Below are 19181 nucleotides of genomic sequence, written 5' to 3' on the forward strand. Positions count from 1 at the left end.
ATCATCTGCGGTGCCGTCGATTTTGGTCGAGATTCGGCCACGCCCAACCTCGTGTCGTCCCATAGATAACATTAGAAACACACGTAACATCGGCTGGTGTCTCGCAGTCGCGCGCCGACGATGATGCTCACCGCCATCGCGGCGACCGTCGTCATCGTCTCGTGGGTGGGGGACGCGACGCGCGGTCGCGTTGCCGCCGGCCCGGCGCCGGCGCGCGGCACCCAGCTCGTCGAGCAACCGCTGATCGGACTGGGCGCCGGAGTCACGGTTCGCGAAATCGGTCAGGACGCTCCGTTCTCGTTGGTGGCGCTGACCGGCGACCTGGCCGGCACGTCGACCCGGGTGCGCGCCAGACACCCCGACGGCTCGTGGGGCCCCTGGTATCAGACGGAGTACGAAACCGCAGCGCCCGACCCGGCGGGGGCCGCCCATCCGGCCGGCGTTGCGGAGGGGCCGCGCGGCACGGACCCGGTCTTCGTCGGCACCACGACCACCGTCCAGATCGCGGTGACCCGGCCGCTCGACGCGAAGGCGACGCAGCCGCCCCCGGCGTCCCCGACTGAAGCGAAGGATCTGGGGTACAAACCGGCGTCGAGGGAACAGCCGTTCGGGCAGAACATCTCCGCCGTCCTCATCTCCCCGCCCCAAGCGCCGGCCCAAACCCAGTGGACACCACCGTCCGGGGTGGTGATGCCCGGGCAGGCTCCCCCCATCATCAGCCGCGCGGAATGGGGTGCCGACGAATCGCTGCGATGCGGTAGCCCGCAGTACGACAACGGGATTCGCGCCGCGGTCATCCACCACACCGCGGGCAGTAACGACTATTCGCCGCTGGAATCGGCCGGGATCGTCAAGGCCATTTACACCTACCACAGCAAGACGCTGGGCTGGTGCGACATCGCCTACAACGCGCTGGTGGACAAGTACGGCCAGGTGTTCGAGGGCAGCGCCGGCGGGCTCACCAAGGCGGTCGAGGCCTTCCACACCGGCGGGTTCAACCGCAACACCTGGGGCGTGTCGATGATCGGCAACTTCGACGACGTGCCCCCGACACCGATCCAATTGCGCACCGTCGGCCGCCTCCTCGGTTGGCGGCTGGGCATCGACGGCGTCGACCCCAAGGGCACGGTGCAACTGGAGTCGGCCGGCAGCCACTACACCACCTTCCCGGCGGGTTCGGTCGCGACGCTGCCGACCATCTTCACCCACCGTGACGTCGGCAACACCGACTGCCCGGGCAACGCCGCCTACGCGCTGATGGACGAGATACGGGACATCGCAGCGCATTTCAACGACCCACCGGAGGAACTGATCAAGGCGCTGCAGGGCGGCGCGATCTACGATCACTGGCAGGCGATCGGCGGGATGAACAGCGTGCTGGGTGCGCCGACCGCGCCCGAGGACAGCGCGGCCGGTGACGCCCGCTTTGTCACCTTCGCCCGGGGCGCCATGTATTGGTCACCCGAGACCGGCCCCCAGCCGGTCACCGGCGCCATCTACGACGCCTGGGGATCGCAGAGCTACGAGCGCGGCCCACTCGGGTTGCCGACCAGCGCGGAAATACAAGAGCCGCTGCAGATTACGCAGAACTTCCAGCACGGGACGCTGAACTTCGAGCGGCTGACCGGAAACGTCACCGAGGTGGTGGACGGCATCACGACGCCGCTGGCCACCCAATTGCCAAGCGGCCCAACGGTGCCCGCCGAACACTTCTCGCTACCGGCGCACCCCGGCGCCACCTGAGGCGCGTTAAAGCCACCAACGTTCCAGCACCCGCCCCACGCCGTCGTCGTTGTTGGCGGCGGTCACCTCGTCGGCGGCGGCCTGCACGTCGGGATGGGCGTTGCCCATCGCCACGCCATGGCCCGCCCAGCGCAGGATCGGCAGGTCGTTGGGCATGTCGCCGAACGCCACCACCTCCTCACGGGCGATCTGCAGCGGCCTGGCGATCTCGTCCACCCCGGTGGCCTTGCTGATCCCCAGCGGCACGATCTCGACCAGGCCGTTGTCGGTGGAGTAGGTGATGTCGCCCTCGATGCCGACGTGCTTGGCCAGCTCGGCGGCCATGTCGGAGCTACGGGCCCCGGCCCGGCGAATGAGCAGCTTGATCGCCGGGGCGCTGAGCAGGTCCTCGATCGACACCTCGGTGTTGTCGGGGTTGAGCCAGGCATGCTCGTAGCCCGGCGAGCTGATGAACTGCGGGGTCGCCGTGTCGTGGGCGCGTTCGCCGATCCGCTCGACGGCCAGACCCGCGCCGGGTATGACGCGAGTCGCCAGCTCCGCCAACTCGGCCAGGGTGTCGACGGACAGCGTGCGCGTCGACATCACCCGGTCGGTGGCGGAGTCATAGATCACGGCGCCGTTGGCGCACACCGCAATTGGGGCGAAGCCCAGCGCGTCGACGACGGGACGTATCCACCGGGGCGGGCGCCCGGTCGCCACGACGAACTGCGCACCGGAGTCCACCGCGGCGCGAATGGCGTCGCGGGTGCGCGGGGTGATCTTTTCGTCGTCGTCGAACAGGGTGCCGTCGACGTCGCAGGCGATGAGCGTCGGCTTCATCGTCCTCGGGCCCGACCGCTCAATGCAATCCGCTTTGCGTCTGCCCCGGGCGCGTGACGCCGTCGGTCCCGTACTTCTGCATCCGCTCCTGCAATTCCGACAACCGGATGGCCCGGGAATCCTCCTGGGTGGGCGCGCCGCCCCCCAATCGGCGCGGCACCCAGAATTCGTCCTTCGGGTGCGGGTATTCCTCCTGCACCCGATACAGCAGGGCATTCATCGCCTCACGCAACACCGCGTTGAGCTGATCGGGCGTGCCCCGCGGTGGCAGCGGGCGCCCGGCGACCACGGTGATCGGAACCTTGTTGCGCAGCACCTTTTTCGGATGGTCCTTGGGCCAGATCCGGTGGGCGCCCCACACGATCACCGGGACGATCGGCACCTGCGCTTCCAGCGCCATGCGCGCGGCCCCGGTCTTGAATTCCCGCAGCTCGAAACTGCGGCTGATGGTGGCCTCGGGGTGCGTCCCGATCAGCTCGCCCTCGCGCATGCGTTGCACCGCCGCGTCGAAGGCGTCGTGACCCGACCTGCGATCCACCGGGATCAGCCGGGCGTGCTTGATGACGTAGTTGACCGCCTTCACGTCGGCCATCTCGGCCTTGATCATGAAATACGCGCGCCGCCGGCGCTCCCGGACGGCCATCAGCGTGGGAAGCCAGTCCAAGTAACTGGTGTGGTTTTGGGCCAGCAGGGCGCCGCCGCGCTCGGGGATGTTCTCGAGGCCCTCATAGGTGAACTTGGTTCCCTGCATGGCGACCATCGGCGGGACGATCCACTCCGCCAGCCGGTAGAACCCCTCGGGCATGTTGTCTCCTTCGCCTACTGCGACGGGCGGTCGGCCCGGTTGGCCGCCTTCTTGGCCGATCGGGCCGCCGCCTCGTCGGCCTCGATGCGCGCGGCCTCCGCGCGGGTCGGGGCCGTCCCGCCCAGCCGGTGCGGCACCCAGTACGCCCCGGGCTCGTGCGGATAGTCCCGTTGCGCCTCGTGCAGCAACGTCGTCATCGAGTCGCGCAGGGCAGCGTCGGTCTGCGCAATGTCTTCGCGCACCTGCAACGGCGCGCCCACCTGCACGGTGACAGGAATTTTGGCCCGACCCAGTTTACGCGGGTGGTCCTTGGTCCAGATGCGCTGCGCCCCCCACACGATCACCGGGACGATCGGGACGTTCGCCTCCAGCGCCATCCGCGCGGCGCCCGTCTTGAACTCCTTGAGCTCGAAGCTGCGACTGATCGTCGCTTCGGGGTACACGCCCACCAGCTCACCCTCACGGAGCCGCTGCACGGCCACCGCGTAGGCGCCCGCGCCGGCGCCCCGGTCCACCGGGATCGTGCGGGTGTGCTTGATCAGGAAGTTGACCACCCTGACCTGCTGCATCTCCGCCTTGATCATGAACCGCAGGCGCCGCCCCCGGCGGTACACGGCCAGGCCAGCGGGCAAAAAGTCGACGTAGCTGGTGTGGTTGATCGCCACCACGGCCCCACCCCGCTCAGGGATGTGCTGCTCGCCGCGATAGGTGATTTTGGTGCCGGTGGCCGCCACCGCCAGTTGGGCCAGGAGCTCCAGCGCGCGGAAGGTCGGCTCCACCATCGATCACTGCTCCGGCGCCCCTGCGGGGCGCGCCCGGCGCGCCGCCCGGGCGGCCGCCTCCTCGGCTTCCAGCCGGGCCGCTTCCGCCAGCGACGGGGCGCCCCCGCCCAACCGGTGCGGCACCCAGAACTCCCCGGCGGGATGGGCGCCGTAGAGTTCCTGCGCGCGTTCGAGCAGGTGCTGCATCCGGGAATGCAGGAGGCCCTTCAATTCCTCGATGCCCAGCGTCGGCTCGATCGGTTCCCCGACCACCACGACGATCGGCACCTTCGGCCGCCAGAGCTTCTTCGGGTGGTCCTTGGTCCAGATGCGCTGGGCGCCCCAGACGATGTGCGGGACGATCGGCACCCCGGCCTCGACCGCCATGCGGGCCGCGCCCGATTTGAACTCCTTGATCTCGAAGCTGCGGCTGATGGTGGCCTCGGGGTAAACCCCGACCAGCTCACCGTCTTTCAGGTGCCGGACGGCGGCCTCGTAGGAGGCGGCGCCGTCCTGCCGATTCACCGAGATGTGGCGCAGGCTGCGCATGATGGGCCCGGTGACCTTGTGGTCGAAGACCTCCTGCTTGGCCATGAACCGCACCTTGCGGCCCAGGCCCTGCTTGTAGGCGGGCAACCCCGCGAACGTGAAGTCCAAATAGCCGGTGTGGTTGATCGCGATGACCGCACCGCCGCTCGTCGGGAGGTTCTCCACACCCGTGACCGTGATCTTCAGCCCCTGCGCGCGCCATACCAAGCGGGCTAGCTGGATGACAGTCCCGTAAACCGGTTCCACAGCTCATCAGCCTAGTGCTCCGGGCTGCGCGGCGCCCCCGGATGGCGCCTCGCGCTAAGCTCGGGGGCGCAAAAACCGTCACCGCCGGCCGACCCCGACTCGGTCCCCCAGCGCCCCCCGGAAAGGTATTAGTGCAGGTCACCAGCGTAGGCCACGCCGGATTTCTGATCGAGACCCAAGCGGGCAGCATCCTTTGCGACCCCTGGGTCAATCCGGCCTACTTCGCCTCCTGGTTCCCGTTCCCGGACAACAGCACGCTGGACTGGGACAAGCTGGGCGCCTGCGACTACCTGTACGTGTCGCACCTGCACAAGGACCACTTCGACGCGAAGAACCTGGCCGAGCACGTCAACAAGGACGCGACGGTCCTGCTGCCGGACTTTCCCGTGCCTGACCTGCGAAACGCGTTGCAGGAGTTGGGCTTTCACCGATTCTTCGAGACCAGCGATTCGGTGAAGCATCGGATCGACGGTCCCCGTGGCGGTCTGGACGTCATGATCATCGCCCTGCGGGCGCCCGCCGACGGCCCGATCGGCGATTCGGCGCTGCTGGTCTCCGACGGCGCCACAACGGTTTTCAACATGAACGACGCCCGGCCCGTCGACCTGGACGTGCTGGCCGCCGAGTTCGGGCACATCGATGTGCACCTGCTGCAGTACTCCGGGGCGATCTGGTACCCGATGGTCTACGACATGCCGGCGCGCGCCAAGGAGTCCTTCGGCGTCCAGAAGCGGCAACGGCAGATGGACCGCGCCCGCCAGTACCTCGCCCAGGTCGGGGCTACGTGGGTGGTCCCGTCCGCGGGGCCGCCGTGCTTCCTGGATCCCGAGTTGCGCCACCTCAACGACGACCACGCGGATCCGGCCAACATCTTTCCGGACCAGATGGTGTTCCTGGACCAGATGCGCACGCACGGCCACGACGGCGGCCTGCTGATGATGCCCGGGTCGACCGCCGACTTCACCGGGTCCACCCTGAATTCGCTGCGCCACCCGCTGCCCACCGACGAGGTCGAGGCCATCTTCACCACGGGCAAGGCCGACTACATCGCCGCGTACGCCGAGCGGATGGCGCCCGTCGTCGCCGCCGAGCGGGCGAGCTGGGCCCCCGCGGCCGGGGAACCCCTCCTGGAATCGCTGCGCGCGTTGTTCGAGCCGATCATGTCCCAAAGCGACGAGATCTGCGACGGGATCGGCTACCCCGTCGAACTGGTGCTCGGTCCCGAGACGGTGATCCTGGACTTCCCGAAACGCGCCGTGCGGGAACGGATTCCGGACGAGAAAGTCCGCTACGGATTCGAGATCGCACCGGAGCTGGTGCGCACCGTGCTGCGCGACCGCGAACCCGACTGGGTCAACACCATCTTCTTGTCCACCCGCTTTCGGGCGTGGCGGGTCGGCGGCTACAACGAGTACCTCTACACCTTCTTCAAGTGCCTGACCGACGAACGCATCGCCTACGCCGACGGCTGGTTCGCCGAAACCCACGACGACTCGGCGTCGGTCACGCTGGACGGCTGGGAGATCCAGCGCCGTTGTCCCCACCTCAAGGCCGATCTGTCGAAATTCGGTGTGGTAGAAGGGAACACGTTGACCTGCAACCTGCACGGGTGGCAGTGGCGATTGGACGACGGGCGGTGCCTGACCGCGCGGGGCCACCAGCTGCGGAGTCGCCGCGCGTGAACGACTCCCACCGCTCCTACGACTCCTACGACTCCTACGACGATGGGCTGGTTCAGCTGGATCGCGCGGCGATCACGTTGCGCCGCTACCACTTCCCGTCGGGCACATCGAAGGTCATCGCGCTCGGCTCGATCCGCGGTTACAAAGCCGAAAGCCTGGGCCTGTTCACGCAGCGGCTCCGAATCTGGGGCAGCTCCGATTTCCGCCGCTGGCTTCCCCTGGACATCCGACGGCCGCTGCGGTCGACGCTGATCACCCTGGACGTACCGGGCACCTGGCCCAGCCCCGCGTTCACGCCGGCGCGTCCCGACGAGTTCACCGCGCTGCTCGACGAACTGCTGGCCGCCCGCGGCTAGCGTCCCCGGCCGGCGAGCGCCCGGCGTCGGGCCGCTGAACGTGCACTGATGGCGAATTCCGGCGTGATTTCTCGCACTGGTTACACGCTGGGTGAGGGTCAGCGCGCATCCAATGCCGCACGCGCCGCGTTGTAGCCGGGGATGAACGTGATGCCGGGTCCGCCGTGGCATCCCGCGCTGCCCAGGTACAGCCCCTCGATCGGGATCGGCTGGCCCAGAAAGCCCCTGGGACCCGGCCGGTTGGGGCCGACCTGATTCGCGTTCAACAGACCGTGGCAGTAGTCGCCGCCCGGGGCGCCGAACATGACCCCCATGTGCTTGGGCGTGAAGGTGGTGTGCCGGATGATGCTGCGTTCGAAATTCGGTGCGAGCCGGGTGATCTTGTCGATCACCCGCTGACCCATTTCGACCTTCGCCTGCCCATAATCCACGTCCCCCTCGATCGGGAAGAACAACGCGAACGCCGACGCGGCGTGCTTGCCCGCCGGGGCGAGGTCCGGGTCGTTCTGCGAGGGGATCTGCAGCACCACCGTGGGATCGGCCGGAACGACCCCGCGCCGCGCGTCCTCCCACTGCTGCTGGACCTCTTCCGGCGTGCAGAACAGGCCGATGGAGGCCTGCATGGCCGGTGCGTTGAGGGCCTCATACGGCGCGGCGAAGGCGGGGGCCTCGTCCAGCGCGAAGTGCATCTGCAGGTAGCTGCCGCGGTGGTCGATGCGCGCGTAGCGCGCCCGGATGTCGGCGGGCAGCGCGGCGGGATCGATCAGGTCGTTGAGCGTGGTGTCCGGGGCGATGCCCGAAACGACGATCGGGGCGTGCAGCGTCTCCCCCGCCTCGGTGCGCACGCCGGTCACCCGCCCGTCCGCGACGAGGATCTCGGTCACCTTGGTGCGCAGCCGAACCTCCCCGCCGTGGCTTTCCAGCACGTCGCACAGGTGCGAGGTGAGCGCGCCGATGCCGCCGCGCAGCTTCTTCATCTGCATCGTGTCGCCCTCGGGAACGCCGAGGCCGAAGGCGAGCGCGGCCGCGCTGCCGGGAGTGGCCGGGCCGCGGTACAGCGTGTTGACGGCCAGCACGGTCATCGAACCGCGCAGCGCGCCGTGTTTCTCGCGGTCGGGCAGGTAGCGGTCCAGCACGTCGGTGACCGAGCCGAACAGCATGTCGTCGATGGCCGCGCGCTCGAATTCGTTTGTGGCGCAGGCATACATCTCGTCGATGCTCTTGGGCGGGGTGCCGGCTTCGAAGCGGCCCAGCGCGCGGGTCGGGCCCTGGCTCCACGCCATCAGCCCCGCCATCCCGTTGACGGCGTCGGCCCCGTGCACCTCGTTGAGGTGGGTGAACAGCTTGACCGGGTCGCTGTATTGAACCAGCGGATCGTCGCCGACCCCGCGCACCGCCACCGACATCACGTCCAGGTCGATCGTCGGCAGGGTGTCCAGGCCCAGCTCGTCGACCACCACCTGTGACGTCGGGAACTGCACCGAGCCGGCGATCTCGAACTGATACCCGTCGAAAAGCTCGACGGTGGAAGCCATCCCGCCGGCGTAGAGCTTGGGATCCAGGCACACCGTCCGCAGCCCGGCCTTGGCCAGCAGCACCGCCGCGGTCAGACCGTTGTGCCCCGCACCGATGACGATCGCGTCATATCCAGTCATGTTCTTGCCCTCCGCAAAGGAGGCTCGCACGGCCCCAAAGTTTTGTCAATTATGACGAAACTTGCCCGGAGGTCGCGGTGAGCCAGGAGTCGGTGATCCCCGCCCGCAGCGACTCCAACGCCGCGTGGCACAGCCGCGCGAGTTCGCCCAAAGACCGCTCGTCGCCGACCATCCAGACCTCCATCGCGCCGAAGACGGCCGCCGCGATGCACCGCGCGGTCACCGCGGTGCGCACCCGCTGGTCGGCCGTCGGCTCCGCGTTACCGCGGCCACGCCGTCGCAGCTGTGCCGCAATGGCGTCGGCGAAGTCGGCCTGGACCTCCCGGATGTGGCGGACGATGCGGCCGGGGTCGAGCTCGTCCTGGCGCAGCGCGGCGATCTTGGTGACGGCGTCGACGTCGTACGGGAACGAGAAGATGGCCGACTGCACCGAGTCGATGATCGGTTCGTCGGCCGGCCTGGCGTCCAGGGCCGCGCGAAACCAGTGCAGCCCCGTGTAATCGGCGAACAACAGGTCGTGCTTCGAGCTGAAGTGGCGATAGAACGTCCTCAGCGACACCCCGGCGTCGGCGGCGATCTGTTCGGCCGACGTGTCCTCGACACCCTGGGCGAGGAAGCGCACCAGGGCGGCCTGGCGCAACGCTTCGCGGGTGCGCTCGCTGCGCGCCGTCTGAGCGGGCCTGACCATTGCAGCAAGATACCAACACTTCGGTTTGGCCATTCGGTTTGTTGTGTCAATATTGACAAAACTTTGCGGCGCGGGTGAGACTGCGCCCATGGTCTCGCTACTCACTCACGCGGTGCTCGGACTGGCGGTCATCGGTTGGATCGTCACGTCGAACTCGAAGGTCTTCGCCCGGCCGGCCAACGGCCCACTGTTTTCGCCGATGGAAATCGTCTACTACGTCGTCGGCATCGCGTCCGTGGCGCTCGGCTGGTATTTCAACATCACGTTCGTGCACGAGTACTCGCAGGGCTCCACCAATCCCCTGTGGGGCGAACACGGGAGCTGGGCCGAATACATCAAGCTGATGTTCACCAACCCCGCCGCGAGCTCGGCCAGCCAGGACTACACGATCGCGAATGTGATTCTGCTGCCGATCTTTACGATCGTGGACGGCTACCGGCGCGGGCTGCGCCACCCCTGGCTGTACTTCGTGTCCAGCCTGTTCACCAGCTTCGCGTTCGCGTTCGCCTTCTACTTCGCGACGATGGAACGGCAGCGCCGGCACGCGCAGGTCACCGGCGAGGCCGCGCCGAAGATCAGCGCCTAGCCCGGTTTGGTGGCCCGCCATCGCTGCCGGCCACGCTTGACGTCGGTGTCGATGTCGGTGAATCCCGCGGCGCGAAGCCGGCCGGGCAGGTCCTTCGGCGCGATGGGGTTGTAGGTGTCGGCAACGTGGATCAGTCGGAACGCCAGCGACGGGACACCGTCGCTACCGGCGAACACCCCGCCGGGCCGCAGCAGCCTGAACGCCTCGGCGAAGAGCTGATCCTGCAACGCGGCGGTGGGAACGTGGTGCAGCATCGTGAAGCACACCACCGACGTGAAATCGGCTGCGGGCAGGCCGGTTTCGGTGCCGCTCGCCTGGATGATCCGGGCCCGCTCGCCGTAGCGGCGCTGCAGGCGATCGGCCATCGCGCTGTCGAGTTCAACGGCCGTGAGTGATTCCGTGCGATCGAGCAGGGCGCGCAGTGTCGCGCCGTATCCGGGGCCGATTTCCACAGTGCGCGTGCCCAGTTCGACGCCGTGGAGCGCCCACGGCAGCAGCTGATCGGCCACCGCCCTTTCCCATGACGGGGAGCTGCAGCGCCGTCGGTGGATCAGATTCATCGCCATACCGCCCACGCTAGGCCGCGACGGCGGGTGCGTGCTTCCGATATCCTGCCGAGATATGTCGGAAATCAGCCACCACGGACTGGTCACGTCGGCGCAGACGCTGCCGCCGGGCGCGCGGATCGAACGGCACCGCCATCCGCAACACCAGATCGTGTACCCGTCCTCGGGCGCGGTGTCGGTGACCACCCCGGCCGGAACGTGGATCACGCCGGCCAATCGCGCCATCTGGATACCGGCCGGATGCTGGCACGAACACAAGTTCCACGGCACGACGCAATTTCACGGCGTCGCACTGGATCCCGGCCGCTACCGCCGCGGCCCGCGGGCGCCGGCCGTGCTGGCGGTCAGCCCGCTGATGCGTGAACTGATCATCGCGTGTTCGCAGGCCGACGGCACCGAGACCGCCGAGCATCACCGGATGCTGGCCGTCCTGCACGACCAGGTGCGGGCGACCGGCGTCGCGGAGCCGCTGTGGATCCCCACGCCCGTCGACCCCCGGCTGCGCCAGGCGTGCGCACTGATCGCCGACAACCTGCGCGAGCCGTTGACGCTGCAGCAGATCGGCGATCGGGTCGGCGTCGGACAACGCACGCTGAGCCGATTGTTCAGCGACGAGCTGGCCATGACGTTCCCCCAATGGCGCACCCAGGTCCGGCTGCAGCACGCCCTCGTGTTGCTCGCCGATCGGCGCGATGTCACGTCGGTGGCGGCCGAATGTGGTTGGGCCACAGCGAGTGCGTTCATCGACACCTACCGGCGGGCGTTCGGCCACACCCCGGGGCAGCTGGCCGGCGGGCGCTAGCTACCCACCCGGCTCGAGCACCTCGGCGCCGACGAACGGCACCAGCGCCTCGGGAACCCGCACACTGCCATCGGGCCGCTGGTGGTTCTCCAGGATCGCCACCAGCCAGCGGGTGGTGCCCAGCGTGCCGTTGAGCGTGGCCGCGGTCTGGGGCTTGCCGTTCTCGTCGCGGTAGCGGGTCGACAGCCGGCGCGCCTGGAACGTGGTGCAGTTCGACGTCGACGTCAGCTCGCGATAGGTGCCCTGCGTGGGAACCCACGCCTCGCAGTCGAACTTGCGGGCGGCCGACGAGCCGAGATCGCCTGCGGCCACGTCGATCACGCGATACGGCACCTCGATGCGGGCCAGCATCTCGCGCTGCCAACCCAGCAGCCGCTGGTGTTCGGCCTCGGCGTCGGCGGGCGTGCAGTAGACGAAGCCTTCGACCTTGTCGAACTGATGCACCCGGATGATGCCGCGGGTGTCCTTGCCGTGGCTGCCGGCCTCGCGCCGGAAGCACGACGACCAGCCCGCATAGCGCAGCGGTCCGCCGGACAGGTCGAGGATCTCGTTGGCGTGGTAGCCGGCAAGCGGCACCTCGGACGTGCCGACGAGGTAAAGATCATCGGCGTCGAGGTGATACACCTCTTCTGCGTGGGCGCCGAGGAATCCGGTGCCCGACATCACTTCTGGACGCACCAGCACCGGCGGGATGATCAGGGTGAAACCGTTGCTGACTGCCAGCTGCGCCGCCAGCTGCAGCAGGCCGAGCTGCAGCAGCGCGCCCTGGCCGGTCAAAAAGTAGAACCGCGAGCCGGACACCTTGGCGCCGCGCTGCATGTCGATCAGGCCCAGCGACTCGCCCAGCTCGAGGTGGTCCTTGGGGTCGTCGAGCGCCGGGGGTTCGCCGACGGTGTCGAGGACGGCGAAGTCGTCCTCCCCGCCGGCCGGGACGCCGTCGATGACGACGTTCGAGATGGCCATGTGCGCCGCGGTGAACGCCGCCTCCGCCTCGGCCTGGGCGGCCTCGGCGGCCTTCACCTGCTCGGCCAGTTCCTTGGCGCGCGCGAGCAACGCGGGCCGCTCGTCGGGCGACGCGGCGCCGACGCTCTTGCTCGCGGACTTCTGGTCTGCGCGCAGCGCGTCGGCGGAGGAGATGGCGGCCCGGCGTGCGGCGTCGGCCGACAGCAGCGTGTCCACCAGCGTCGGGTCTTCACCGCGGCTGAGCTGGGAGCGGCGCACGGCGTCGGGGTCTTCCCGGAGCAGCTTCAGGTCGATCACGGCCCTGACACTACTTTCACCGGCACCGCCCGACCGGCACAGCGTCCCCGCCGGCCCGGCTCAGGACTCACATCAGTAACTTTTGTCACGCGCCTCAGGTCGTCCTGTCAGAATGGACCCGATGTCGCAAGCGCCCGAGAAGGAACGTTCGGAAGGCCCCGCCGTCGAGACGCCCGCCGCCTCGACCGGTGAGCCGTCCGGACAGCAGCCGTCGGCATTCTTGTGGCCGCGCAGCCTGCAGGCCCGGGCCACCCGGCGGGCGCTGCTGCTGACCGCGCTCGGGGGCCTGTTGATCGCCGGGCTGGTGACCGCGATCCCGGTCAGCACCGAATCGGGGCGACTCCTCGACAGCAGCCCCGTGCGCAGCACCGGGGCCAAGAGCGACGCCGCCCTCAACCGCGCCTCCCGCGGCGAATGCCTGATGTGGCCCGACGCCACGCCGGAGTCGGCGAAGATCGTCAACTGCGGCGACGACCACAAGTTCGAAGTGGCCGAATCCATTGACATGCGCACGTTCCCGGGCTCGGAGTACGGACCCAACGCCGCGCCCCCGACGCCCGCCCGCATCCAGCAGATCACCCAGGAGCAGTGCGAGGCGTCCGTCCGTAACTACCTCGGACTCAAGTTCGATCCGAACAGCAAGTTCACCGTCAGCCTGCTGTGGCCCGGCGACCGCGCGTGGCGTCAGTCCGGCGATCGCCGCATGCTGTGCGGCCTGCAACTGCCCGCCACGAACAACCAGCAGCAGGCGTTCAAGGGCAAGGTCGCCGACGTCGACCAGTCCAAGGTCTGGCCGGCCGGCACCTGCCTAGGCATCGATCCGGCGACCAACCAGCCGACCGATGTGCCGGTGGACTGCACGGCCCCGCACGCGATGGAGGTCACCGGCACGGTCAACCTGGCCGAGAGGTTCCCGGACGCCCTGCCCGCCGAGCCGGACCAGGACAGCTTCATCAAGGATTCGTGCACCAAGATGACCGACGCCTACCTGGCGCCGGTCAAGCTGCGCACCACCACGCTGACCCTGATCTACCCCACGGTGCCGCTGGCGAGCTGGACGGCCGGCAGCCGCGAGGTGGCCTGCAGCATCGGCGCGACGCTGGGCAACGGGGGCTGGGCCACCCTGCTGAACAGCGCCAAGGGTCAGCTGCTGATCAACGGCCAGCCCCCGGTGCCGCCGCCCGACATCCCCGAAGAGCGCCTGACCATGCCGCCGATTCCGCTGCAGGTCCCGGCGCAGGCGCCGTCCAACCAGTCCACCACGGCGCCGGAGATGCCGCCGAACAATCAGCACCTGCCGGGCCAGCAACCCGTGGTGACACAGCCCCAGCAGCCACCGCAACCCCAGCAGGCCCCCCAGCAGCAGCCTCCCGCGCCGCAAGCACCGCCCCCGCCGGCGGACAACGGCGCACCGCCCGCGAACCCGGCACCCGAGGCGCCCCCGCCGCCGGCCCCGCCCGCCGAGCCCCCACCGGGGGGCTAGCCGGGTGCCCGTGCGGATGGATCCGCGGCGCTTCGACGAACTGGTCTCCGACGCCCTCGATCTGATACCGCCCGAGCTGGCCGCCGCGATGGACAACGTCGTCGTGCTGGTCGAGGACCGCCATCCCGAGGACGCCGAACTGCTCGGGCTGTACGAAGGAGTGGCGCTGACCGAGCGCGACTCCGACTACGCCGGCGCGCTGCCCGACGCCATCACCATCTACCGCGAGGCGCTGCTGGACGTGTGCGAGTCCGAGGCCGAGGTCGTCGAGGAGGTGGCCATCACGGTGATCCACGAAATCGCGCACCACTTCGGCATCGACGACGACCGGCTGCACGAACTGGGCTGGGCCTGACTGGCGCGGCGTCCCGGATTTGTCCCCCGCGGGTGCTATGAACGCGTTATGAGCACTGACTGCCGCGACTGCCGGGCAGGCTTAGATCACTGTCACGGCACCATCATTCACCACGCGCTGCACCGGTCGGAGTGCACCGAGCCGGACTGCTTCAGCCCCGAACTGTTGCCGCACGCCTTCGTCATCGACTGCGAGGCCGTGGGCTGTGCCTGCACCGAAGTGATCGCGCTGGCCGTCTGATCGACGTCTCAACCCATCGGGTCGGTGCTTGATCGCACCGCGTCCGCGACCGGGGTGGCCTCGGCCTCCGGATAAAAGGGCGGGGTCAACGTCCCCCAGCGCACGCAACTCCACCGGCCGTCGGTGATCGGGGTCAAGGCCACCGATTGGGCGTTCTCGAGATGGTTGTCGAGCGCGAAGTCGGCCTCCACGCCGGCCAGGACCGCGGCGGCCAGCCGGATCGCGGCGCCGTGGCTGACGACCACGATGTCGCCGTGGAAGTCGTGGTTGTCGAGGTAGCGCAGGCGCAGGTCGGTGAGCACCGGCACGTAGCGGTCCAGCACGTCGTTGCCGGTCTCGCCGCCGGGCAGCGGCACGTCGAGCTCGCCGCGATGCCAGCGGTCGTAGATGGCGTTGAACTCCGCGACCGCCGCGTCGTCGTTGCGGTCTTCGAGCCGGCCGACCTGCACCTCGTGGATGCCGGGCACCTCGATGGCCGACATGGCGAGCTGGTCCGCGATCACCGCCGCGGTCTGCGATGCCCGGGTGGCGACCGAGTGCGCGAGCATCGCCGGGCGGCCCGAGCCGCGGGCGAACGCCCGGGCCTGGTCGCGGCCCAAGGGCGTCAGCTCCGCCCCGGGCGGGCGGGTGTCGAGCCGGCGCTCGACGTTGCCGTAGGACTGGCCGTGGCGCACCAGGATCAAGCGACCGCTCACCGCTGCGACCCCCCGGCAGGGTCTTCGGGCTTTCCGTCGCGGACCCGCGCCAGCCAGCGCAACGCCTCGTCGGCGGACGGCGGCAGGGCCCCGGCGGGCGAACCGGTGGGCCAAGATCCGAGATATCGCACATCGGCACAACGACGGTGCAGCGCCTTGAGTGCCTCGGCCACGGCGTCGTCGTCGATGTGTCCGACGCAATCGGCGAAAAACCGGTAGGTGCCGAGTCCGGTTCTGGTCGGCCGGGATTCGATCCGGGTCAGATCGATGCCGCGGACGGCGAATTCGGCGAGCGCCGCCAGCAGGGCGCCCGGCGCGTTGTCGATGCGCAGCACCACCGAGGTCCGATCGGCTCCGGTGCGGGCCGGCGGGCGGCCCGGCAGGCCGACCAAAACGAAGCGGGTGCGGGCATTGGGCTCGTCGACCACGCCGTCGGCCAGGGTGTCCAGGCCCCAGTGGGTGGCCGCCAGCGGCGAGGTCACGGCGGCGTCGACCCGCCCCTCGGCGACCTGCTGGGCGGCGTCGGCGTTGGAGTACGCCGGCCGCAGTTCGGCATCGGCCAGGTTCGCGGCCACCCACTGCCGCACCTGTGCCGCGGCCACCCCGAAGGCGGCCAACGTGCGCACGTCGGCGGCGCGGCATCCCCGTTTGACGACGATGCTGAACGCGACGTCCAGCGTCGTCTCGGCGAAGACCTGCAGCGGTGAGCCCATGGCCAAGCTGTCCAGGGTCGGCGTCACCGAACCGTCGATCGAGTTCTCGATCGGGACGCACGCGTAGTCCGCGGCGCCGTCGCGCACCGCGGCCAACGCCGCGGAGGTGCTGTCGAACGGCACCGACTGCACCCCGTCGGAGTGCGGGGCGGGAACCATGCCGGCGGCCGTGATCTGCCGCAGCGCCGCCTCGGTGAAGGTCCCTTCCGGACCGAGGTAAGCGATGCGGGCCACGTCCCAACCCTAGCGGCGCGCCGCACAGAAAACCCTTGCGACGCCAACCGGCGTAAGTTAACTTAGGCTTACCTAAGCATAAGGATGAGAATGGTATTACCGCTGAGCTGCCACGCCCCGACCACCGCCGAACGGATCCGCAGCGCGTGCGTGCGCGCCGGCGGCGCGCTCCTGGCGATCGAGCACGACGACCCGGTCCCCACGCCCGTGCACCACCTGATGGACGACGGCTCCTTCGCGCTGGCGCTGCCCGTCGAACAGCAACGCGGGCGGCCCATCGCGGGATCGCAAGCGCTGCTGGAGCTGACCGACTACGCGCCGCTTCCCCTGCGCGAACCGGTCCGTTCGCTGGTGTGGGTGCGCGGGCGCCTGCAGCAGGTGCCCCCGGCGGAGATCCTCTCCACGCTCGACGTGATCGCCGCCGAATGCCCGGATCCGGCGTTGCTGGGCGTCGACACGCCGAGGTGTGCGCCCCCCGGCGGGCAGGAGCAGCGGTACACGCTGCTGCGGCTCGAGATCGCCTCGGTCGTGGTCACCGACGCGACCGGCGCGGAGCCGGTGGCCGTCGACGACCTTCTCGCCGCCCGGCCCGACCCGTTCTGCGCGCTCGAGTCGAGCCTGCTGCGGCACCTGGACGCCGCCCACGGCGACGTCCTGGCGCGGCTGGTGTCCCGGCTGCCGGCGCCCCTGCGCCGCGGGCACGTGCGACCGCTGGGGCTCGACCGCTACGGCGTGCGGTTCCGCGTCGAGGGCGCCGACCAGGACCACGACGTCCGGCTTCCGTTCCACAAACCGGTGGACGACATGACCGGCCTGCGCCAGGCCATTCGGGTGCTGATGGGGTGCCCGTTCATCAATGGGCTGCGGGCGCGCGGCTAGCCAGTCCTGATCGCGGTGCGCCGCAGGGCACGTACGTTAGCCAGGTGAACCGCGACCGCGCACCGCAGCGTCGGCGGCCCGCTCCGCCGGGCCCGCCGGTCCCGCCGCGCCCCGAGCCGCCGCAGGTGATCCCCCGCGAGGGCGCCCCGCCGCCGTCGCCGACCGCGGAGACCCAACCCTTGCACCGCCCGGCGCCACCGGCCCCGGCGGCCGTCGCCCCGGCGCAGCGATCGCGCCCGCCCCGACCACGCGCGCCCCGCAAGCGGCGCCGCTGGATCCGAACCATGGTGTCGTTCTTGGTGGTGGCCGTGCTGCTGATCGGCGCGGGCCTGGTCGCCGGCGCCGTCTGGTTCGACACCAAACTGCACCGCGAGCAGGTGCTCGCCGACTATCCCGAACGCCCCGCGCCCGGCCGCGGCACCAACTGGCTCATCGTCGGCTCGGATAGCCGCCAGAGCCTGAGCGCCGCGCAGCAACAGGACTTGGCCACCGGCGGCGACATCGGGGACGGCCGCACCGACACGATCCTGCTGGTTCACGTGCCGGGCGTCGGGTCCAGCGTTCCCACGGCGCTGGTGTCGATACCCCGCGATTCTTTGGTGCCGATCCCGGATCACGGGAAGGACAAGGTCAACGCGGCGTTCTCGATGGGTGGCGCGCGGTTGTTGGTCCGCACCCTGGAACAGGCGACCGGATTGCGCATCGATCACTATGCCGAGATCGGCTTCGGCGGGTTCGCCGCGCTGGTCGACGCGCTCGGCGGGGTGACGGTGTGCCCGGCGACCCCGATCGATGACCCGCTGGCCGGCATCGACCTGCCGGCCGGCTGCCAGAGGCTCGACGGCCGGCAGGCGCTCGGATACGTCCGGACGCGCGACACCCCGCGGGCCGATCTGGACCGCATGGTCAATCAGCGTCAGTTCGTGGCCGAACTGCTGCATCGCGCCGGCAGCCCGGCGGTGTGGCTCGATCCCCGGCGCTGGTATTCGGTGCCGCGCGCGGCCGCCGACGCCCTGACCGTCGACCAGGACGACCACGCCTGGGACCTGGCCCGGCTGGGCTGGGCGTTGCACGGGCCCACCGCCACCATGACCGTCCCGATCGGGGAGTTCACCAGCGGTGACGCCGGCGCGGTGGTGGTGTGGAATCACGACGCGGCCGGCCGGTTGTTCGACGCGTTGGCCGCCGACGCGCCGCTGCCGCCCACCACGGCGGAGGGCCAGCAGTAGCGGACCGACCTAGATGCTGACCTGGCCGGCGGGATTGCCGCGGAGCCACGCCTTGGTGCGGCCCGGGTGGTGGGTGGCCAGCCAGGCCACGCCGACGTCGCGGCAGAAGTCGATGTCGTCGTACTCGTCGACGTTCCAGCAGTAGACCGCCCTGCCCTGGGCGATGGCGCGGTCCGCCAGTTGGGGATATTCCTTCAACGTCAGCAGCGAGGGCCCGACGGCGGTGGCGCCGACGGCGGTGGGCGCGCCGCTGGTCAGGTAGCGCGCCGTTTTGCCCAGCAGCACGGTGGGCAGCAGCGGCGCCGCCCGCCGGATCCGCCAGATCGCGGACGCCGAGAACGACATCACCACGGCGCGGGACCGATCGGCCGAGGCGGGCGCGGCGATGCCGAAACGGTGCAGCAACGCCAGGAGCTTGGTCTCCACCAGCGAGCCGTACCGGACGGGGTGCTTGGTTTCGATGAAGAGCTTTACCGGCCGATGCCAATCCAGCACCAGCGAAACCAGCGCGTCCAGGGTCAGCAGACTGGTGTCGCCGTGCGTGCCGTCCTCGCGCCAGCTGTCGTGCCACGCGCCGTACTCGAGCTCGCGCAGCTGAGCCAGCGTCATCGTGCTGACCAGGCCGGCTCCGGTCGAGGTGCGGTCCAGCCGGCGGTCGTGCACGCACACGAGATGGCCGTCGCGGGTCAACCGCACATCACATTCCACGCCGTCGGCGCCCTCTTTGAGCGCGAGATCGTAGGCGGCCAGCGTGTGTTCGGGACGCGCCGCCGAAGCACCGCGGTGGGCGACGACATACGGATGCCCGGCGAGCACCTCGTCGGCCCACGTCATA

The 19181-nt window shown here is 69.7% G+C and carries 20 protein-coding genes and 1 pseudogene; 10 read left to right on the forward strand and 11 right to left on the reverse strand.

Annotated features, from left to right (window positions below):
* Window positions 1–96: 96 nt before the first annotated feature.
* Entirely contained in the window at window positions 97–1743 is a 1647-nt protein-coding gene (locus QGN30_RS01450) for an LGFP repeat-containing protein (protein WP_179300604.1), read from the forward strand.
* 6 nt (window positions 1744–1749) lie between these two features.
* Here the strand turns inward: QGN30_RS01450 and QGN30_RS01455 are convergent, their stop codons facing one another.
* The 4 genes from QGN30_RS01455 to QGN30_RS01470 are packed head-to-tail and all read right to left on the reverse strand — an operon-like array spanning window position 1750 to window position 4923.
* A complete protein-coding gene (locus QGN30_RS01455) occupies window positions 1750–2562 on the reverse strand; it encodes a Cof-type HAD-IIB family hydrolase (protein WP_008263000.1) in 813 nt (270 codons plus the stop codon).
* Between the two features lie 19 nt (window positions 2563–2581).
* Window positions 2582–3367, reverse strand: coding sequence for a lysophospholipid acyltransferase family protein (locus tag QGN30_RS01460; protein ID WP_009955783.1), 786 nt, complete (start codon window positions 3365–3367; stop codon window positions 2582–2584).
* 14 nt (window positions 3368–3381) lie between these two features.
* A complete protein-coding gene (locus QGN30_RS01465; RefSeq protein ID WP_014378848.1) occupies window positions 3382–4149 on the reverse strand; it encodes a lysophospholipid acyltransferase family protein in 768 nt (255 codons plus the stop codon).
* A gap of 3 nt (window positions 4150–4152) precedes the next feature.
* A complete protein-coding gene (locus tag QGN30_RS01470) occupies window positions 4153–4923 on the reverse strand; it encodes a lysophospholipid acyltransferase family protein (protein WP_026071075.1) in 771 nt (256 codons plus the stop codon).
* Between the two features lie 131 nt (window positions 4924–5054).
* On the opposite strand from QGN30_RS01470, the gene QGN30_RS01475 reads away from it, so the two are divergent.
* Window positions 5055–6605 (forward strand): MBL fold metallo-hydrolase, encoded by a 1551-nt coding sequence (locus tag QGN30_RS01475; protein WP_009956951.1) that lies wholly within the window; start codon window positions 5055–5057, stop codon window positions 6603–6605.
* Window positions 6602–6961 (forward strand): hypothetical protein, encoded by a 360-nt coding sequence (locus QGN30_RS01480; RefSeq protein WP_014381613.1) that lies wholly within the window; start codon window positions 6602–6604, stop codon window positions 6959–6961. Before QGN30_RS01475 ends, QGN30_RS01480 begins: the two co-directional genes overlap by 4 nt.
* Before the next feature lie 98 nt (window positions 6962–7059).
* Here the strand turns inward: QGN30_RS01480 and QGN30_RS01485 are convergent, their stop codons facing one another.
* Both QGN30_RS01485 and QGN30_RS01490 read right to left on the reverse strand, forming a co-directional pair.
* Window positions 7060–8616 carry a phytoene desaturase family protein gene (locus QGN30_RS01485; RefSeq protein WP_014381612.1) on the reverse strand — a complete coding sequence of 519 codons (1557 nt, stop codon included), beginning with the start codon at window positions 8614–8616 and terminating at the stop codon, window positions 7060–7062.
* Window positions 8617–8665: 49 nt separating this feature from the next.
* Window positions 8666–9304, reverse strand: coding sequence for a TetR/AcrR family transcriptional regulator (locus QGN30_RS01490; RefSeq protein WP_009956956.1), 639 nt, complete (start codon window positions 9302–9304; stop codon window positions 8666–8668).
* 88 nt (window positions 9305–9392) lie between these two features.
* On the opposite strand from QGN30_RS01490, the gene QGN30_RS01495 reads away from it, so the two are divergent.
* Window positions 9393–9890, forward strand: a complete 498-nt coding sequence (locus tag QGN30_RS01495; RefSeq protein ID WP_008262978.1) for a DUF2834 domain-containing protein — start codon at window positions 9393–9395, stop codon at window positions 9888–9890.
* On the opposite strand, the gene QGN30_RS01500 is transcribed toward QGN30_RS01495, so the two are convergent.
* Window positions 9887–10456: a class I SAM-dependent methyltransferase gene (locus QGN30_RS01500; protein WP_009956957.1), complete on the reverse strand. Its 570-nt coding sequence runs from the start codon at window positions 10454–10456 to the stop codon at window positions 9887–9889. The two genes, QGN30_RS01495 and QGN30_RS01500, sit on opposite strands and share 4 nt — an antisense overlap.
* Before the next feature lie 55 nt (window positions 10457–10511).
* On the opposite strand from QGN30_RS01500, the gene QGN30_RS01505 reads away from it, so the two are divergent.
* Window positions 10512–11258, forward strand: coding sequence for an AraC family transcriptional regulator (locus QGN30_RS01505; RefSeq protein WP_014381609.1), 747 nt, complete (start codon window positions 10512–10514; stop codon window positions 11256–11258).
* Here QGN30_RS01505 and serS read toward each other — a convergent pair whose 3' ends face one another.
* The gene (gene serS / locus QGN30_RS01510) at window positions 11259–12518 is read right to left on the reverse strand and encodes a serine--tRNA ligase (protein ID WP_008262975.1); all 1260 of its coding nucleotides are present in this window, start codon (window positions 12516–12518) and stop codon (window positions 11259–11261) included.
* A 112-nt stretch (window positions 12519–12630) separates the two neighbouring features.
* Between serS and QGN30_RS01515 the strand changes: the two genes are divergently transcribed.
* The 3 genes and pseudogenes from QGN30_RS01515 (at window position 12631) to QGN30_RS01525 (ending at window position 14596) form a co-directional block, all read left to right on the forward strand.
* Window positions 12631–14001 carry a septum formation family protein gene (locus QGN30_RS01515; RefSeq protein WP_009956959.1) on the forward strand — a complete coding sequence of 457 codons (1371 nt, stop codon included), beginning with the start codon at window positions 12631–12633 and terminating at the stop codon, window positions 13999–14001.
* Window positions 14002–14005: 4 nt separating this feature from the next.
* Window positions 14006–14408 (forward strand): annotated as a pseudogene (locus QGN30_RS01520) (metallopeptidase family protein).
* Window positions 14405–14596 carry a hypothetical protein gene (locus tag QGN30_RS01525; protein ID WP_009956962.1) on the forward strand — a complete coding sequence of 64 codons (192 nt, stop codon included), beginning with the start codon at window positions 14405–14407 and terminating at the stop codon, window positions 14594–14596. Before QGN30_RS01520 ends, QGN30_RS01525 begins: the two are co-directional and overlap by 4 nt.
* Window positions 14597–14604: 8 nt before the next feature.
* On the opposite strand, the gene QGN30_RS01530 is transcribed toward QGN30_RS01525, so the two are convergent.
* Window positions 14605–15291 carry a histidine phosphatase family protein gene (locus QGN30_RS01530; RefSeq protein ID WP_009956964.1) on the reverse strand — a complete coding sequence of 229 codons (687 nt, stop codon included), beginning with the start codon at window positions 15289–15291 and terminating at the stop codon, window positions 14605–14607.
* A complete protein-coding gene (pheA, locus tag QGN30_RS01535) occupies window positions 15288–16238 on the reverse strand; it encodes a prephenate dehydratase (protein ID WP_009956965.1) in 951 nt (316 codons plus the stop codon). The genes QGN30_RS01530 and pheA overlap by 4 nt, the downstream gene beginning before the upstream one ends.
* Before the next feature lie 90 nt (window positions 16239–16328).
* Here pheA and QGN30_RS01540 point away from each other — a divergent pair, with 90 nt between their 5' ends.
* Both QGN30_RS01540 and QGN30_RS01545 read left to right on the forward strand, forming a co-directional pair.
* Window positions 16329–17117, forward strand: coding sequence for a DUF2470 domain-containing protein (locus tag QGN30_RS01540; protein WP_014378844.1), 789 nt, complete (start codon window positions 16329–16331; stop codon window positions 17115–17117).
* A gap of 44 nt (window positions 17118–17161) precedes the next feature.
* The gene (locus QGN30_RS01545; protein WP_014378843.1) at window positions 17162–18346 is read left to right on the forward strand and encodes an LCP family protein; all 1185 of its coding nucleotides are present in this window, start codon (window positions 17162–17164) and stop codon (window positions 18344–18346) included.
* Between the two features lie 9 nt (window positions 18347–18355).
* Here the strand turns inward: QGN30_RS01545 and QGN30_RS01550 are convergent, their stop codons facing one another.
* On the reverse strand, window positions 18356–19180 hold the full coding sequence (locus QGN30_RS01550; RefSeq protein WP_008262958.1) for a glycerophosphodiester phosphodiesterase: 825 nt from the start codon (window positions 19178–19180) through the stop codon (window positions 18356–18358).
* Window position 19181 lies beyond the last annotated feature (1 nt).

This window comes from Mycobacterium sp. 3-98 (assembly GCF_035918355.1).
GTDB lineage: Bacteria > Actinomycetota > Actinomycetes > Mycobacteriales > Mycobacteriaceae > Mycobacterium > Mycobacterium intracellulare.

Coding starts and splice junctions, on each gene's coding strand:
- QGN30_RS01455 (WP_008263000.1), bottom strand. CDS start 2,562: ATGAAGCCGACGCTCATCGCCTGCGACGTCGACGGCACCCTGTTCGAC.
- QGN30_RS01460 (WP_009955783.1), bottom strand. CDS start 3,367: ATGCCCGAGGGGTTCTACCGGCTGGCGGAGTGGATCGTCCCGCCGATG.
- QGN30_RS01465 (WP_014378848.1), bottom strand. CDS start 4,149: ATGGTGGAGCCGACCTTCCGCGCGCTGGAGCTCCTGGCCCAACTGGCG.
- QGN30_RS01485 (WP_014381612.1), bottom strand. CDS start 8,616: ATGACTGGATATGACGCGATCGTCATCGGTGCGGGGCACAACGGTCTG.
- QGN30_RS01490 (WP_009956956.1), bottom strand. CDS start 9,304: ATGGTCAGGCCCGCTCAGACGGCGCGCAGCGAGCGCACCCGCGAAGCG.
- QGN30_RS01495 (WP_008262978.1), top strand. CDS start 9,393: ATGGTCTCGCTACTCACTCACGCGGTGCTCGGACTGGCGGTCATCGGT.
- QGN30_RS01500 (WP_009956957.1), bottom strand. CDS start 10,456: ATGGCGATGAATCTGATCCACCGACGGCGCTGCAGCTCCCCGTCATGG.
- QGN30_RS01505 (WP_014381609.1), top strand. CDS start 10,512: ATGTCGGAAATCAGCCACCACGGACTGGTCACGTCGGCGCAGACGCTG.
- QGN30_RS01515 (WP_009956959.1), top strand. CDS start 12,631: ATGGACCCGATGTCGCAAGCGCCCGAGAAGGAACGTTCGGAAGGCCCC.
- QGN30_RS01525 (WP_009956962.1), top strand. CDS start 14,405: ATGAGCACTGACTGCCGCGACTGCCGGGCAGGCTTAGATCACTGTCAC.
- QGN30_RS01540 (WP_014378844.1), top strand. CDS start 16,329: ATGGTATTACCGCTGAGCTGCCACGCCCCGACCACCGCCGAACGGATC.
- QGN30_RS01550 (WP_008262958.1), bottom strand. CDS start 19,180: ATGACGTGGGCCGACGAGGTGCTCGCCGGGCATCCGTATGTCGTCGCC.